This is a genomic window from Kordia antarctica (assembly GCF_009901525.1).
GTDB classification, from domain to species: domain Bacteria; phylum Bacteroidota; class Bacteroidia; order Flavobacteriales; family Flavobacteriaceae; genus Kordia; species Kordia antarctica.
This window is the reverse complement of sequence record NZ_CP019288.1, coordinates 400,201-414,554: the sequence shown is the minus strand read 5'-3', so window position 1 is coordinate 414,554 and position 14,354 is coordinate 400,201. Positions and strand designations below refer to the sequence as shown.

Genomic DNA, 14,354 nt, shown 5'->3' with positions numbered 1-14,354 from the left:
TTTCGTCAAACTGAACTTGATTCAGTTTCACATAATTCTTGAAAGTTAGTGCGATGAGATTCTGAATCAAGTTCAGAATGACGCTTTTCAAGTCTTTTGAGACAACCTATTTCAGTATTTTTTATTCTTTTACACGTTCCATGTAGGAACCTTTGTCTGTTTCAACTTTAATTTTGTCTCCTTCATTGATAAATAAAGGAACATTTATTTGTGCTCCAGTTTCAACAGTTGCAGGTTTTGTAGCGTTTGTTGCTGTATTTCCTTTTACGCCTGGTTCTGTGTGTGTAATTTCTAAAATAACACTTGCTGGCATATCTACTGATAATGGTGAGTTATCTTCCGAATTGATTAGAATTGTTACTACTTCGCCTTCTTTTAGTAAATCTGGCGAATCTAGTACTTCACGATTCAATCTAATTTGATTGTAATCACTTGTATTCATGAAGTGAAAATCATCTCCATCACTGTATAAAAACTGAAATTTATGTGTTTCCACACGTACATCTTCGATTTTGTGACCTGCCGAAAATGTATTGTCAATTACTTTTCCTGTGGTAACACTTTTTAGTTTTGTACGTACAAATGCCGGACCTTTTCCTGGTTTTACGTGTAAAAATTCAATAACTTTAAATATGTCGTGATTGTAATGAATACATAATCCTTTTCTAATGTCTGATGTTGATGCCATTGGTGTTTTTTTATTTTAGTTTGAAGCAATATAACCTTTCATGATTCCTCTGTGCGAGTTTTTGATGAATTGTAATATTTCATCACGCTCGGTAGTGGCTTCCATTTCAGCTTCTATGATTTCCGCAGCTTGCGTATTGTTATAATTTTTTTGATATAGTATTCTGTAGATGTTCTGAATTTCTCTAATTTTTTCTGTGGTAAATCCTCTTCTACGCAATCCAACGGAGTTGATTCCTACATATGATAAAGGCTCACGAGCCGCTTTTACATAAGGTGGCACATCTTTCCGAACTAACGATCCACCAGTTACAAAAGCGTGGTTTCCAATAGAGCAAAATTGATGTACAGCCGTCATTCCCGCAAGGATTACATGATCGCCAACCGTAATATGTCCAGCCAATGTACTGTTGTTTGAAAATATGCAGTTATCACCAACAATACAATCGTGTGCAATGTGGCAATATGCCATGATGAGGCAATTTTTACCAATTTTCGTTTTCATACGATCTGTAGTACCTTTGTTAATGGTTACACATTCACGAATGGTTGTATTATCACCTATTTCAGCAATTGTATCTTCTCCTTGATATTTTAAATCTTGTGGTGGCGCAGAAATGACTGAACCGGGAAAGATGCTACAGTTTTTACCAATTCTGGCACCTTCCATGATGGTTACGTTTGAGCCAATCCAAGTTCCTTCGCCAATAATTACATTGTTATGTATGGTTGTAAAAGGTTCTACAACTACATTTTTTGCAATTTTTGCGCCTGGATGAACATATGCTAAAGGTTGATTCATCTACTATTTTTTAGTTATTTTTTATGATTTCAATTGTAATAAAACATGCGTTACACATTTATTTTTTTACAATGTCTTCTTCTTTTTTTCGTGCAATTTGTGCCATTAATTCTGCTTCTGCCACTACTTTTCCATTTGCATACGCATATGCTTGCATGTGACAAATTCCTCTACGAATTGGCGTGATTAAATCGGCTTTGAATATCAATGTATCTCCGGGAACTACTTTTTGCTTGAATTTTACTTTGTCAATTTTCATGAAGAAAGTGAGGTAGTTTTCTGGATCTGGAACTGTACTTAGTACTAAGATTCCGCCAGTTTGCGCCATTGCTTCTACTTGTAATACGCCAGGCATTACAGGCGCGCCAGGAAAATGACCAACGAAAAATGGTTCGTTCATCGTTACATTTTTTACACCAACAACATGCGTATCAGATAATTCTAATATTTTATCTACTAATAAGAATGGTGGTCTGTGCGGTAACATTGCCATGATTTGATTGATGTCCATTAAAGGAGTTTGATGCAAATCGTATGTTGGTACTTTGTTGCGCTTTTCTATTTTTATGAGTTTGGACAGTTTTTTTGCAAATTGTGTATTTACAAAATGTCCGGGTTTGTTTGCAATTACTTTCCCGCGAATGCGAACGCCAACTAAAGCTAGATCGCCAATTACATCTAGTAATTTGTGTCGTGCCGCTTCGTTTGGATGATGAAGTGTAAGGTTGTCAAGAATTCCGTTTGGTTTTACCGCAATATTTTCTTTGCCAAAAGCTACTCTTAATTTTTCCATTGTTGCTGGTGATAGTTCTTTATCAACATATACAATAGCATTATTTAAGTCGCCACCTTTTATTAAACCATGTTCTAGCAACATTTCTAGTTCATGTAAGAAACTGAATGTTCTTGAACTCGCAATGTCGTTTTTGAAATCAGAAATGTGCTTTAAGGTTGCGTTTTGAGTTCCAAGTACTTTGGTTCCAAAGTCAACCATGGTAGTTACTTGATATTCATCCGAAGGAATGATGGTGATTTCACTTCCAGATTCTTCATCAATGTATGAGATAACATCTTTTACAATGTATACTTCTCTTGGCTCATTTTGCGACACAATTCCTGCTTCTTCCAGTGCTTCTAGAAAGAATTTTGCCGAACCATCCATTATTGGCGGTTCAGATCCGTCCATTTCAATGAGAACATTGTCAATTTCTAAACCAACTAACGCCGCTAATACGTGCTCGCAGGTTTGAATTTTGACGCCTCTTTTTTCTAAAACAGTTCCGCGTTGTGTGTTGACAACATAGTTTGCGTCTGCTTCAATGATTGGACTTCCTTCGAGATCAACTCTCATAAAAGCATATCCATGATTTTCTGGTGCAGGTTTAAAGGTTAGTAAAACTTCTTTTCCTGTGTGTAATCCGACGCCTTTTAAAGATATTTCTTTGGCGATGGTTGTTTGTTTAACAATAATTTCACTCATTGTTGTTTATTTTTTTTTCGATTTGATTTATTGTTTTTGCAAGTTTAGGAAGATTTTTGAAATATACATACGATTTGTTGTAATCTCCATAATTTATAGCTGGTGAACCTTGTACTATTTCCCCATCTTTTATATTTCTACTTATTCCTGATTGTGCCTGGATTCTAACATTATTTCCAATAGTAATATGACCTACAATTCCAACTTGTCCGCCAATCATACAGTTTTCTCCAATTTTGGCAGATCCTGCAATTCCAGTTTGCGCTGCAATTACGGTGTTTTTACCAATTTCTACATTGTGTGCAATTTGAATTTGATTGTCGAGCTTTACTCCTTTTCTAATGATTGTTGAGCCCATTGTTGCTCTATCAATTGTGGTTCCTGCTCCTACATCAACATCATCTTCTAGAATTACATTTCCAGTTTGCGGAATTTTATGAAACTCTCCATTTTTATCTGGCGCAAAGCCAAAACCATCGGCTCCAACGATAGCGCCACTATGAATAACACAATTGTCGCCAATAACTGACTCAGAGTAAATTTTAGCGCCAGCGAAAATAACCACATTGTTTCCAATAGTGACATTATCACCAATATAAGCGTTTGGATATACTTTTACATAATCACCCATTTTTACGTTATCTCCCATGTATGAGAACGCACCAAAGTAGAGTTCTTTACCATATTTGGCAGATTCAGATATGAATGCAGGCTGCTCAATTCCGACCTTATTTAGCTTTACTTTATCGTAATATTCCAAAATTTTAGAGAACGATTCGTAAGCATCTTCAACCTTGATTAACGTTGTTTTTATATTATCTTCCGCTATAAAATCTTTGTTGACAATTGTAATGGAAGCGCGCGTGCTATATATGTACTGCGTATATTTCGGATTAGCTAAGAAAGTCAAAGAACCTTCCATGCCTTCTTCTATTTTAGAAAGTTTAGAAACTTCGGTGTTTGGATCACCTACGATATCTCCTTCTAGAATACCTGCTATTTGTGTCGCTGTAAACTTCATTATCGCAAAAGTATAAAAAAACTCCTAAAGTTTGTCTTTTGGGTAACATATATAATATTTAGTTACCATTTTTGACAATGCTTTTAGGTTTAGTTGACCAGAAGCTTTGACAACATCTTGTACTTTTCCTGACTTGAGTAAGATGTTTATGTTCTGACTTGTGGTTTTGTATGCTTGATTGGATATTTCGCCTGAGAACACAAAGTACGCCGCTTCCGCTGCTGTAATGTTGTATTCATTCATCAAGTTTTGTGTTTCGATTTGAAGCTTTTTGCTCGAAATCTTTTTGTTTTTGATTTTGACTTTTAATAAATCACGATTGATAATCATTTTGCAAAGATTTGATAGCACAAAGTCGTTTTCGCTCATCCATTCTTTCATTGCTGAAACAATATCGTAATCGTCTAGTTTGGCAAATCGATCTAAAACATCATAATTAAAGTCGTCAATAGAGATTTCATTTTGAATGAAAAAAGACAATGCCGCACTTGCTTGTAATTGTGTTCCTTGAAGCGTTAATTCTTTGGCTCTTTTTAGTACACGAATGAGCAGTTGTTCCGCAGCCAGACTCGTTTTATGTAAGTATACTTGCCAATACATTAAGCGTCTGGCAACCAGAAATTTTTCAACAGAATAAATCCCTTTTTCTTCAATTACTAATTCATCATCAACCACACTTAACATCGTAATGATTCGTTCCGAATTGATGTTTCCTTCTGCAACTCCTGTATAAAAACTGTCTCGTTTTAGATAATCGGCTCTATCCATGTCAATTTGACCAGATATTAACTGATACATGAATTTTCTTGGGTAGTTTCCTTTGAATATTTCGATGGCAAGCGTTAAACTTCCGTTAAATTCTTTGTTTAATTGTTCCATTAATAAGAGTGAAATCTCTTCATGAGTCACACTATTTACAATGCTGTGTTCCATTGCATGCGAGAAAGGTCCGTGACCAATATCGTGTAATAGAATGGCAATTAGTAGTGCTTGTTTTTCATCTTCTGAAATTTCAACACCTTTAAAACAAAGAACTTGGATCGCTTTTTGCATTAAGTGCATACAACCCAACGCATGATGAAATCGAGTATGATGCGCACCTGGATATACCAAGTATGACATGCCCATTTGTGAAATTCTGCGTAAGCGCTGAAAATATTTATGTTCAATTAAATCAAAGATGAGCGCATTAGGAATTGTAATAAATCCGTAAATTGGGTCGTTTAATATTTTAAGCTTATTTCTAGTATTCAACTTCTAAGTTTTTATACATTTTTTTTGGAATAAGCACAAATATAAGTACATAATGCCAAGCCTTACTAATAATTTACAAAATTAAAGATATATGAGTACATTCAAGATTCTTTGGGTTGATGACGAAATTGATTTGTTAAAACCACATATTCTCTTTTTAGAGAAGAAAAACTACGAAGTTACAACGTGCACAAGCGGTACAGAAGCTATTGAAATGATTGATGAACAAAATTTTGATATTGTTTTGTTGGATGAAAACATGCCTGGTTTGACGGGTTTGGAAACATTAGCTGAATTGAAAGAGAAACAAAATAACCTTCCTGTGGTAATGATTACCAAGAGTGAAGAAGAGTATATTATGGAAGAAGCAATTGGTTCTAAGATTGCCGATTATTTGATAAAACCTGTGAATCCGAATCAGATTTTATTGAGTTTGAAGAAAAATTTGGATCATTCGCGATTGATTTCTGAGAAGACGACTTCTAATTATCAGCAAGAATTTAGAAAGATTGCAATGGATATGGCAATGGTAAATTCGATTGAAGAATGGATTGAGTTGTATCAGAAATTGATTTATTGGGAATTGCAATTGGAAGATATTGAAGATACTGGAATGTTTGAAATTTTGGAATCGCAGAAGCATGAAGCCAATGTACAGTTTGGAAAGTTTGTTGATAAAATGTATCCGAAATGGTTTGGTGACGACGAAGCACCAATTATGTCACATACTTTATTCAGACAATTAATAGCTCCCGAAATTAGCAAAGCACAACCAACTTTATTAGTTGTCGTTGATAATTTACGTTATGATCAATGGAGAGCTTTTGAACCAATTTTGAATGCACATTATAAAAAAGAGAAAGAGGTTCCGTTTGTGAGTATTCTGCCAACGGCGACACAATATGCTAGAAATGCTATTTTTTCGGGCTTGATGCCTTCCGACATGGAAAAGTTACATCCTCAATATTGGAAGAATGATACCGATGAAGGTGGAAAGAATTTGCATGAGAATGATTTCTTAAAAGCGCAATTGAAGCGTTTAGGGTTGGATATTAAGCATGAATATCACAAAATAACAAGCTTACGAGGCGGAAGGAAGCTCGCAGACAACTTTAAATCGCAAAAAGATAATGACTTAACGGTAGTGGTTTATAACTTCGTAGACATGCTCTCACACGCTAAAACCGAAATGGACGTTGTAAAAGAATTAGCTTCAGACGACAAAGCATATAGATCGTTAACAGTAAGTTGGTTTAAGAATTCTCCGTTGTTGGATATCATTCAGCAATCGCAACGTTTAGGGTTTAAATTGATTATTACTACCGATCACGGAACTATTAATGTAAAACATCCTTCAAAAGTAGTTGGCGATAAAAACACAAGTTTGAATTTACGCTATAAAACAGGAAGAAGTTTAACGTACGAACAAAAAGATGTTTTAGCGGCTAAAGATCCGAGAAGTATTCATTTGCCAGTGATTAACATGAGTAGTTCGTTTATTTTTGCCAAGACCGATTTGTTTTTTGCGTATCCGAATAATTACAATCATTATGTGAGTTATTTTAGAAATACGTATCAACATGGTGGCGTTTCGTTGGAAGAAATGATTATTCCGTTTGCGGTTTTATCGCCAAGATAAGATGTTAAAAACAAGTGCAGCAAGTGATTTTATGCACTATTGGAGAAAATTTAGTAAATTTGGCGCGAAGTCTCAAAATTTTGAATATTAGTGCAAATAGAATATAATCTTTCTGAAATAGAAACAATAGCTGCGGCTATTCTTGAGGAATCTCAACATAAAATTATTACTTTTCATGGTGAAATGGGTGTTGGCAAAACGACCTTGATCAAAGTATTGGCAAAACAATTAGGTGTAAACGAGTTGACAAACAGTCCGACATTTTCAATTGTAAACGAATATAGAACTGACAAAGAAATAATCTATCATTTTGATTGTTACCGAATAGAAGACGAAATTGAAGCCTATGATATTGGCATTGAAGAGTATTTGTATAGTGATGCTTGGTGCTTCATAGAATGGCCTGAACGCATTGAAAATTTATTGCCTGAAGAAATTACAGAAGTGAAAATTAATAAGATTAATGAACAAATGCGTTCTATTCATCTAAAAAATTGAACACTTTACCGAAAACTAAGAACTTTAACCGTAAAATAAACCTAAAAGACTGACAAATAAATGACTTTTATAGTATATTTAAGAAAATTCTTATAGATACAAAAAAAGTAAAAAATTGATAAAAGTACGTAGAAAATAGAATATGATACTTTTCTGAAAATCATTTGGTTAATATATAAGTTTGCTTCATCGTAAAACTAAAACCTAACAAAATGAAATTAAGAAATTATATTTTTGCAGCAGTCGTATTTGCATCAGTAACATTTGTGTCTTGTAACCCAGATAGCATTGCAGACGAAGACAACCCATACCAAACCGAAGAAGGAATCGAAAGAAGTAAACTTAAGCCACCGCCGCAAACTCATTAATAAGGCAATATTAAGGGATAGTTTGGTTGTAATACTTATTGCTATTACTCCTTATTTGTTTCAATTATATGAAAGTTTTCCAAGTACAGAAGTTTGGAAAAATGATTACTTTACTATCACTAGTAATTATTATGAAGATGTTAGAGCAGCTGCTTGGGTTTATGCTAGTAAAATAATTCCGCTGATATTAGTTATAATTTGGTTTTTAACCTGTAAAAATTGGTGGTATCATATTATATTAATTCCTATAGCAATGTTTTCATTTCAATTTTATGCGTCGTTTCAAAGAGACACATATATTGATGAGATTGAAATTTATTATGTAATACCTATCATGATGATAATCATTCCAATAGTTTACTTAATAAGAGCTAAATTATTTGATAAATTAGTAAACGGAATTGATTTAAAGAAAATTGAAGCCGAACTTGAAGAATATAGACGTAAAGAAGAAGAGCAAAAAGATAAATCATTAGAATAAAAAGTTCATTGAAATAAATAAAATATACTATTTTCTATGTATTTGGTTAATTTTGGATAAAACTAACAAAAGTACGTAGAAAATATATTATGCTTTTTTTAAAGGTAATTTTTGGTTATTCAATAAGTTTGACCCATCGTTAAACTAAATAATCTAAAATTACTCAGATGAAAACTAAATTCTACCTTTACCTATTAGCAGCCGTATCAACAATTTTATTTGTATCTTGTAATCCAGATAGCATTGCTGATGAAGACAACCCATACGAAACAGAACAAGGACTCGAAAAAATTAAAATCAAACCAGGAGACATGGTCTAAAAAAAGAATATTCATTGATAGTATTATAGTCTTTTTTGTTGCCATATCCCCATTTGTAGCATATTCATATTTAGCTGCTCCCGAGGGAGAAACATGGGACATAGGTGTATACACTTTTACTAAAAATGGATTTTCAAGTGTTAACATAGCTATTTGGCTGTATGTCAGCAAATTAATACCTTTGTATTTATTGATTTTTTGGTTTATTACCTGCAAACATTGGTGGTACCATATAATATTAGTACCTATTACACTATTTGGTTTCCAACTTTTTGCAGCATTGAGTAAAGGCTCAAATATAATAGATGAAAATGAAAGTCTTTGGGTTATCATAGTACTTATGGTAATAGCCCCTATTGTATACTTGATGCGATTGAGACTTTATGATAAATATGTTTTAGGTATTGACCTACAAAAAATAGACGCTGAACTAGAAGAATATGAGCGTAAAGAAAAAGAAGCTGAAAATAAAATAGAAATTAAATAATTACGTATATTCGCGAAAATACTTACGTTAAAAAGATATAAAATACCAATTTCTACGACTTTTGTTGGATGAACCCAAATCTAACAAAAGTACGTAGAAAATTTATATTGCTATATTTCTGATAATTAGTTGGTTATTGAATAAGTTTGACACATCGTTAAACTAAATAACTAAATTAATTATGAAAACTAAATTCTACCTTTATATTTTAGCCGCTGTATCAACAATATTATTTGTATCTTGTAACCCAGACAGTATTGCTGATGAAGACAACCCATACGAAACAGAACAAAATATCGACAGGAAGAAAATCCAAGTCCCTCGTAACGGGTAGCATTGTTGCTATAATCATAGCAACAACACCCTATATATTCTATTTATACGAGAGTTTCCCAGATGAAAAAAGCTGGGAAACTTTCTTGTTTACATTTAAAAGTAGCTCAAGTTTATATAATATTGCTTGGCTATTAACAGGCAAAGTAGTTCCACTCGTATTATTAATACTTTGGTTTTTTACTTGTCGCGATTGGTGGTATCATGTGATTCTAATTCCAATAGCAATGTATGCATTTCAAATATTTAGTATTATACATGATGAAAATAATCCTGTTGATGAAGTTGAAATTTATTGGTTAATTCCAATAATGATGATCATAATGCCCATAGTCTATTTAATTAGATTAAAGTTATTTGATAAGTATGTTTATGGTATAGATTTGAAAAAAATAGATGCAGAACTTGCAGAATACGAACGAAAAGAACAAGAAATGCTGGAAGCCAACAAATAGTGTTTTTTTACTTCATTTTTATTTGTAACTTCATGTTTTAACCAACTATAATGCTTCATGGCAGAATTTTTATCTCCTTTTACCAAACAACAATTACTTCCACAAGAAGAAACTCTTGAAATTCTCAAGCATAAACAAGAATTATTCATTGGTATTCCTAAAGAAACCTCGTATCAAGAGAAACGAGTTTGCTTAACACCTGATGCAGTTGGTGCTTTAGTTGCACACGGACATCGTGTTATGATTGAAAGCCACGCAGGAAAAGAAGCCAATTTTTCAAATAAAGACTATACAGAAGCTGGCGCAGAAATTACAAATGATACACAAAAAGTATTCTCCTGCCCGATTATTCTAAAAGTGGAACCACCAACATTAGAGGAATTGCAATTATTGAATCCGCAAACAATTCTAATTTCAGCTTTACAAATAAAAACACGCTCAAAAAAATATTTTGAAATATTAGCAAGCAAACGTGTTACTGCACTTGCTTTTGAATACATTCGAGATGAAGATGGAACCTATCCTGCGGTACGTTCATTGAGTGAAATTGCAGGAACCGCTTCCGTTTTAATTGCTTCCGAATTAATGGCAAATGTCAATAATGGTAACGGATTAATGCTAGGAAACATCAGCGGAGTTCCGCCTGCTGAAGTTGTAATTCTTGGCGCTGGAACAGTTGGAGAGTTTGCTTCTCGTTCTGCGCTAGGACTTGGTGCTAACATTAAAGTTTTTGATAATTCTATCACAAAATTACGTTGTATTCAAACCAACTTAGGAAGACCAATATATACTTCTACAATTCAACCAAAAAATTTATTAAAAGCATTGAAACGTTGTGATGTTTTAATTGGCGCTGTTCGCGGAAAAAACAGATCTCCAATTCTGATTACAGAAGCTATGGTTAGTCATATGAAAAAAGGTGCTGTAATTATTGACGTCAGTATTGATATGGGCGGATGTATTGAAACAAGCGAAGTAACTTCTCACGATAAACCTACGTTTGTAAAACACGGCGTTATTCATTATTGTGTACCAAATATCCCTGCAAGATATTCCAGAACTGCTTCAGTATCAATTAGTAATATATTTACTCCGTATTTATTGAAAATCGCAGATGATGGCGGATTAGAAAATTCGTTGCGTTTTGACAAAGGATTAAAAAATGGGTTGTATTTTTACCACGGAGTTTTGACCAATAAATCAGTAGCAGATTGGTTCGATTTACCCTATAGAGATATTAATTTACTAATTTTTTAGTGCATGAGCAGTCTTTTAAGACGTACAGGATTTTATTTGGGTGGTGTTGCAATTGGTTTGGTAATTTTTGCCTTTCTAATTCGTGGACGCGGCGTGAAGTGTGAATTTAATTACCTTCCAAATGCGCGTACATTAAAAAACATTCGCGTGAAAGAACGTCATTTTTCTCCTGAAATTCTTCAGTTAATTAACAACAAAGAAATTGATACGGCTGAAATTTCGAACATTCTAAAATATGGAGATGTCGATTTCTCTAGAAGTAACACAGAAGTAGATTCTTGTAAATTATATATTATTGAAGGAATTCTTCGCAACAAAGAAATTGAGCTTACAGTTCACAATTGCGATAGTTCTACACGAATTCAGACCATTAAAATGATGGAATAAAAAGAAGTTACTTTCTTAGATTTCCATAAATATCAAGTTCGATAGCTTCGCCTTTTCCAAACTTATTTATTTCGTCTAATTGCGTTTCTTTATCTCCAACAATCAAATAGAACATTTCTGGTTCTTGCAAATGCGTTTTAATAATATCTTGAAAATCATCCAAACTCATATCCACAAGTTCTTTCTGTTCTTTTTCTAAATAATCAAAAGGTTTTTTATACTTGCTAATCAGCATTAGTATTCCTATTTTATCTTGTAATTGTTCGTAATCTTTTGCACTACTTTTTAAAATTTTATTCTTTGTAACAACAACTTCATTTTCGTTAAAATCTTTCGCATAATCACCTACCAAACCTTCAATAATTTTCAATGAAGGCAATGTAGCATTGGCTCTAACACTTGTTTGAACTAGAAAAGGTGCTTTTTCCTCTAAGCTTTGTAAATACGAATATGCTCCATATGTATATCCTTTTTCTATACGTAAAGTTTGAAACAAACGTCCGCTTGAACCGCCACCGAGAATTTGATTGGTATATTCCAAATTGTTATACATCGAATCCGCTTCTGATAACGCTAATTTTCCAGCATAAATTACAGATTGTTTTGCTCCAGGGAAATCTATAAAAAATAATTTTCCTGCTTTATCTTGCTTAGGTAATTCATAAAATGGAACTTTTACTTCGTTAGATTTCCAATTGTTTCCTAAACTTTTCAACGATGCTAAAACATTCGACTCCAAAGTTGCTCCAGCTACATGAATATTCGCAACACTTGCAGAAATATTTTTAGTGTAAAACTGTTTTAAATCATCTAAAGAAATATCTTTTACAGTTTCCGCAGTTCCAATCGAAGGAATTCCTAAAATATGGTCATCTCCATAAATTAATTTTCGAAATGATTGATACGCTATAGTTCTCGGATTTGCTTCTCTTCCTTTTAAATTGGTCAATAACGAACTTTTAAGTCGCTCGTATTCAACGATATCCCAACGTGGATGCAATACTATTTCTTCTACTAATTTGATGGTTTTATCAAAATTCTTAGCCAAACAACTTCCAGAAACAATCATACTTTCATCTCTACTGATAATACGTATATTCGCACCAAGCATTTCAATAGCTTCTTCTAATTCTGAAGATGTTTTAAACGCTGTTCCTTCCATCAATAAATCTCCTAAAAGATTCGCCAATCCTGCTTTATTTTTTGGTTCTAAATAATGTCCGCCATCAATCGTAATCGCAAAAGAAACCAACGGAACTTCATTATTTTCTATTCCATACACATGAATTCCATTTGCCAATTTTCCTTTCCATATTTTTGGCGATTTAAACAATGGTAACTCTCCAAATGTAGGTTCAGAACGATCGTGTTTCGTAACCGTTTTTTCATACTGTGCTTCTGCTCCTTGCCCAACTTCTTCGTTTGCTTTTCCTTGAACAATTTCTTCTTGATATACTTCTGCTTTTATAGCACCATTCATCACCAAATCAGTTTGCCCTTTCGGAACAAATGACGTCATAATGTAATTTTTATCCTTAATATATTTCGTATACACACGAATTACATCTTCTTTTGTTACTTTATTTGTGAAATCAACTTCTTTAATTACATGCGCAGGATCATTCGCATACACATTTCCATTAGCCAGCGCAAATGCTTTATCCACCACAGATTCTGTTCCTTGGTACAACTGCATTTCTTGCTTTGTTTTAATACGCTCTAATTGCGCTTTATCAAAATTTGCTTCAAAATTTTTCAATGCTTCATCAATTGCCATTTTAACCGTATTCAAGTCGGTTCCTGCATTTGCACGAACTTGAAATGTAAACTCTCCCGCCAATTCATTACTAGAATTATATGAAGATACGCGCGGAGCTAACATTTTCTTGGCAATAATCTCTTTATATAAAGGTGATTTTTTGCTTCCGCTTAACATTTTTCCCAAAATATCCAACGCATATTGATCTTTATGAAACATCTCAACTGTTGGAAATACCATTCGAAGTTCTGGAAGTTTCGCAAAATTATCTTCAAAATACAATGATTTTGTTTCTACTAATGTTACAGGCATTGGTTTTAAATCGGCTATTTCATTTCCTCGCTTAATCTCACCAAACCATTTTTCAACAGCTTTTTTGGTTTCAGCAATATCAATATCGCCTGCAATTACTAAAGTTGCATTGTTAGGTCCATAGTAAGTATTGTAAAATTCTTTTACATCTTCTAAGGTTGCCGCTTGTAAATCTGGAAGTGAGCCAATAACTGTCCAATTATACGGATGATCTTTTGGATATAAGTTTGCACGAATTACTTCAGAAGTAAAACCGTAAGGTACATTGTCATAATTTTGACGTTTTTCATTCTTCACAACCTGTTTTTCACGCTCTAACGCTTCTATTGTAACGGTATTAATCATATAACCCAATCGATCAGAATCAATCCACAATATTTTTTCAAAAGCATCTTTTGGTACAACTTCGTAATAAATAGTTCCATCTGACCAAGTTCCGCCATTTCGGCTTCCGCCCCATTCTGGAATCACTTTTCTATTAGAACCTCTTGGTACATTTTCAGAATCATTGAACGCCATATGTTCAAAGAAATGTGCAAAACCTGTTTTCCCTGGCTTTTCTCTGTTAGAACCAACATGCATTAACGTTGCAACAGCAACCATTGGATCTGAATGATCTTCGTGCAAAACAACTTCAAGCCCATTATCAAGTGTGAACTTTTCATATGTCAAAGAAAAGTTGGTTTCTTCCGCTGCTGATTTTTCTTCTTCTTTTTGTATACATGAATATGTTGTAACAATAAATAATGCAAGAAGCATTATGGTAGATTTATTGATTCTCATACTTGGTTGTTTAGGTTATTGGTTGGTAATT

General features: G+C 33.5%; 14 protein-coding genes. 8 read left to right on the top strand and 6 right to left on the bottom strand.

Annotated elements, in window-relative coordinates; translation table 11 throughout:
* Positions 1–121 precede the first annotated feature (121 nt).
* Genes efp through IMCC3317_RS01835 form a run of 5 tightly spaced genes read right to left on the bottom strand, consistent with a single transcriptional unit; the run spans position 122 to position 5,244 of the window.
* Positions 122–688: an elongation factor P gene (gene efp / locus IMCC3317_RS01855; protein ID WP_160127810.1), complete on the bottom strand. Its 567-nt coding sequence runs from the start codon at positions 686–688 to the stop codon at positions 122–124.
* Between the two features lie 15 nt (positions 689–703).
* Positions 704–1,489 (bottom strand): acyl-ACP--UDP-N-acetylglucosamine O-acyltransferase, encoded by a 786-nt coding sequence (gene lpxA, locus IMCC3317_RS01850; RefSeq protein WP_160127809.1) that lies wholly within the window; start codon positions 1,487–1,489, stop codon positions 704–706.
* Positions 1,490–1,547: 58 nt separating this feature from the next.
* Positions 1,548–2,969 (bottom strand): bifunctional UDP-3-O-[3-hydroxymyristoyl] N-acetylglucosamine deacetylase/3-hydroxyacyl-ACP dehydratase, encoded by a 1,422-nt coding sequence (locus IMCC3317_RS01845; RefSeq protein WP_160127808.1) that lies wholly within the window; start codon positions 2,967–2,969, stop codon positions 1,548–1,550.
* Complete coding sequence (gene lpxD, locus IMCC3317_RS01840) at positions 2,962–3,990, bottom strand: UDP-3-O-(3-hydroxymyristoyl)glucosamine N-acyltransferase (RefSeq protein ID WP_160127807.1); 1,029 nt, start codon at positions 3,988–3,990, stop codon at positions 2,962–2,964. The genes IMCC3317_RS01845 and lpxD overlap by 8 nt, the downstream gene beginning before the upstream one ends.
* A gap of 24 nt (positions 3,991–4,014) precedes the next feature.
* Positions 4,015–5,244, bottom strand: a complete 1,230-nt coding sequence (locus IMCC3317_RS01835) for an HD domain-containing protein (RefSeq protein WP_160127806.1) — start codon at positions 5,242–5,244, stop codon at positions 4,015–4,017.
* Positions 5,245–5,335: 91 nt separating this feature from the next.
* Between IMCC3317_RS01835 and porX the strand changes: the two genes are divergently transcribed.
* From porX to IMCC3317_RS01800, 8 genes are all read left to right on the top strand, one after another.
* Entirely contained in the window at positions 5,336–6,883 is a 1,548-nt protein-coding gene (gene porX, locus IMCC3317_RS01830) for a T9SS response regulator signal transducer PorX (protein ID WP_160127805.1), read from the top strand.
* A 90-nt stretch (positions 6,884–6,973) separates the two neighbouring features.
* A complete protein-coding gene (gene tsaE, locus IMCC3317_RS01825) occupies positions 6,974–7,381 on the top strand; it encodes a tRNA (adenosine(37)-N6)-threonylcarbamoyltransferase complex ATPase subunit type 1 TsaE (protein ID WP_160127804.1) in 408 nt (135 codons plus the stop codon).
* Positions 7,382–7,593: 212 nt separating this feature from the next.
* Positions 7,594–7,749 (top strand): hypothetical protein, encoded by a 156-nt coding sequence (locus tag IMCC3317_RS23640; protein WP_228054915.1) that lies wholly within the window; start codon positions 7,594–7,596, stop codon positions 7,747–7,749.
* A 22-nt stretch (positions 7,750–7,771) separates the two neighbouring features.
* Complete coding sequence (locus tag IMCC3317_RS01820; protein ID WP_228054913.1) at positions 7,772–8,230, top strand: hypothetical protein; 459 nt, start codon at positions 7,772–7,774, stop codon at positions 8,228–8,230.
* Positions 8,231–8,479: 249 nt separating this feature from the next.
* Entirely contained in the window at positions 8,480–9,037 is a 558-nt protein-coding gene (locus IMCC3317_RS01815; protein ID WP_160127802.1) for a hypothetical protein, read from the top strand.
* Between the two features lie 263 nt (positions 9,038–9,300).
* Positions 9,301–9,825, top strand: coding sequence for a hypothetical protein (locus tag IMCC3317_RS01810; RefSeq protein WP_160127801.1), 525 nt, complete (start codon positions 9,301–9,303; stop codon positions 9,823–9,825).
* A 57-nt stretch (positions 9,826–9,882) separates the two neighbouring features.
* On the top strand, positions 9,883–11,082 hold the full coding sequence (locus IMCC3317_RS01805; protein WP_160127800.1) for an alanine dehydrogenase: 1,200 nt from the start codon (positions 9,883–9,885) through the stop codon (positions 11,080–11,082).
* A 3-nt stretch (positions 11,083–11,085) separates the two neighbouring features.
* Positions 11,086–11,469, top strand: a complete 384-nt coding sequence (locus IMCC3317_RS01800; RefSeq protein WP_160127799.1) for a DUF4258 domain-containing protein — start codon at positions 11,086–11,088, stop codon at positions 11,467–11,469.
* A gap of 7 nt (positions 11,470–11,476) precedes the next feature.
* On the opposite strand, the gene IMCC3317_RS01795 is transcribed toward IMCC3317_RS01800, so the two are convergent.
* Positions 11,477–14,323, bottom strand: a complete 2,847-nt coding sequence (locus IMCC3317_RS01795) for a M16 family metallopeptidase (RefSeq protein ID WP_160127798.1) — start codon at positions 14,321–14,323, stop codon at positions 11,477–11,479.
* Between the last annotated feature and the right edge of the window lie 31 nt (positions 14,324–14,354).

Bases quoted from the DNA above. Each gene is read 5' to 3' on its own strand.
- IMCC3317_RS01800 (WP_160127799.1), top strand. From the start codon at position 11,086: ATGAGCAGTCTTTTAAGACGTACAGGATTTTATTTGGGTGGTGTTGCA.
- IMCC3317_RS23640 (WP_228054915.1), top strand. From the start codon at position 7,594: ATGAAATTAAGAAATTATATTTTTGCAGCAGTCGTATTTGCATCAGTA.
- IMCC3317_RS01805 (WP_160127800.1), top strand. From the start codon at position 9,883: ATGGCAGAATTTTTATCTCCTTTTACCAAACAACAATTACTTCCACAA.
- IMCC3317_RS01845 (WP_160127808.1), bottom strand. From the start codon at position 2,969: ATGAGTGAAATTATTGTTAAACAAACAACCATCGCCAAAGAAATATCT.
- IMCC3317_RS01815 (WP_160127802.1), top strand. From the start codon at position 8,480: ATGAAGACAACCCATACGAAACAGAACAAGGACTCGAAAAAATTAAAA.
- IMCC3317_RS01795 (WP_160127798.1), bottom strand. From the start codon at position 14,323: ATGAGAATCAATAAATCTACCATAATGCTTCTTGCATTATTTATTGTT.
- lpxD (WP_160127807.1), bottom strand. From the start codon at position 3,990: ATGAAGTTTACAGCGACACAAATAGCAGGTATTCTAGAAGGAGATATC.
- efp (WP_160127810.1), bottom strand. From the start codon at position 688: ATGGCATCAACATCAGACATTAGAAAAGGATTATGTATTCATTACAAT.
- porX (WP_160127805.1), top strand. From the start codon at position 5,336: ATGAGTACATTCAAGATTCTTTGGGTTGATGACGAAATTGATTTGTTA.
- IMCC3317_RS01810 (WP_160127801.1), top strand. From the start codon at position 9,301: ATGAAGACAACCCATACGAAACAGAACAAAATATCGACAGGAAGAAAA.
- lpxA (WP_160127809.1), bottom strand. From the start codon at position 1,489: ATGAATCAACCTTTAGCATATGTTCATCCAGGCGCAAAAATTGCAAAA.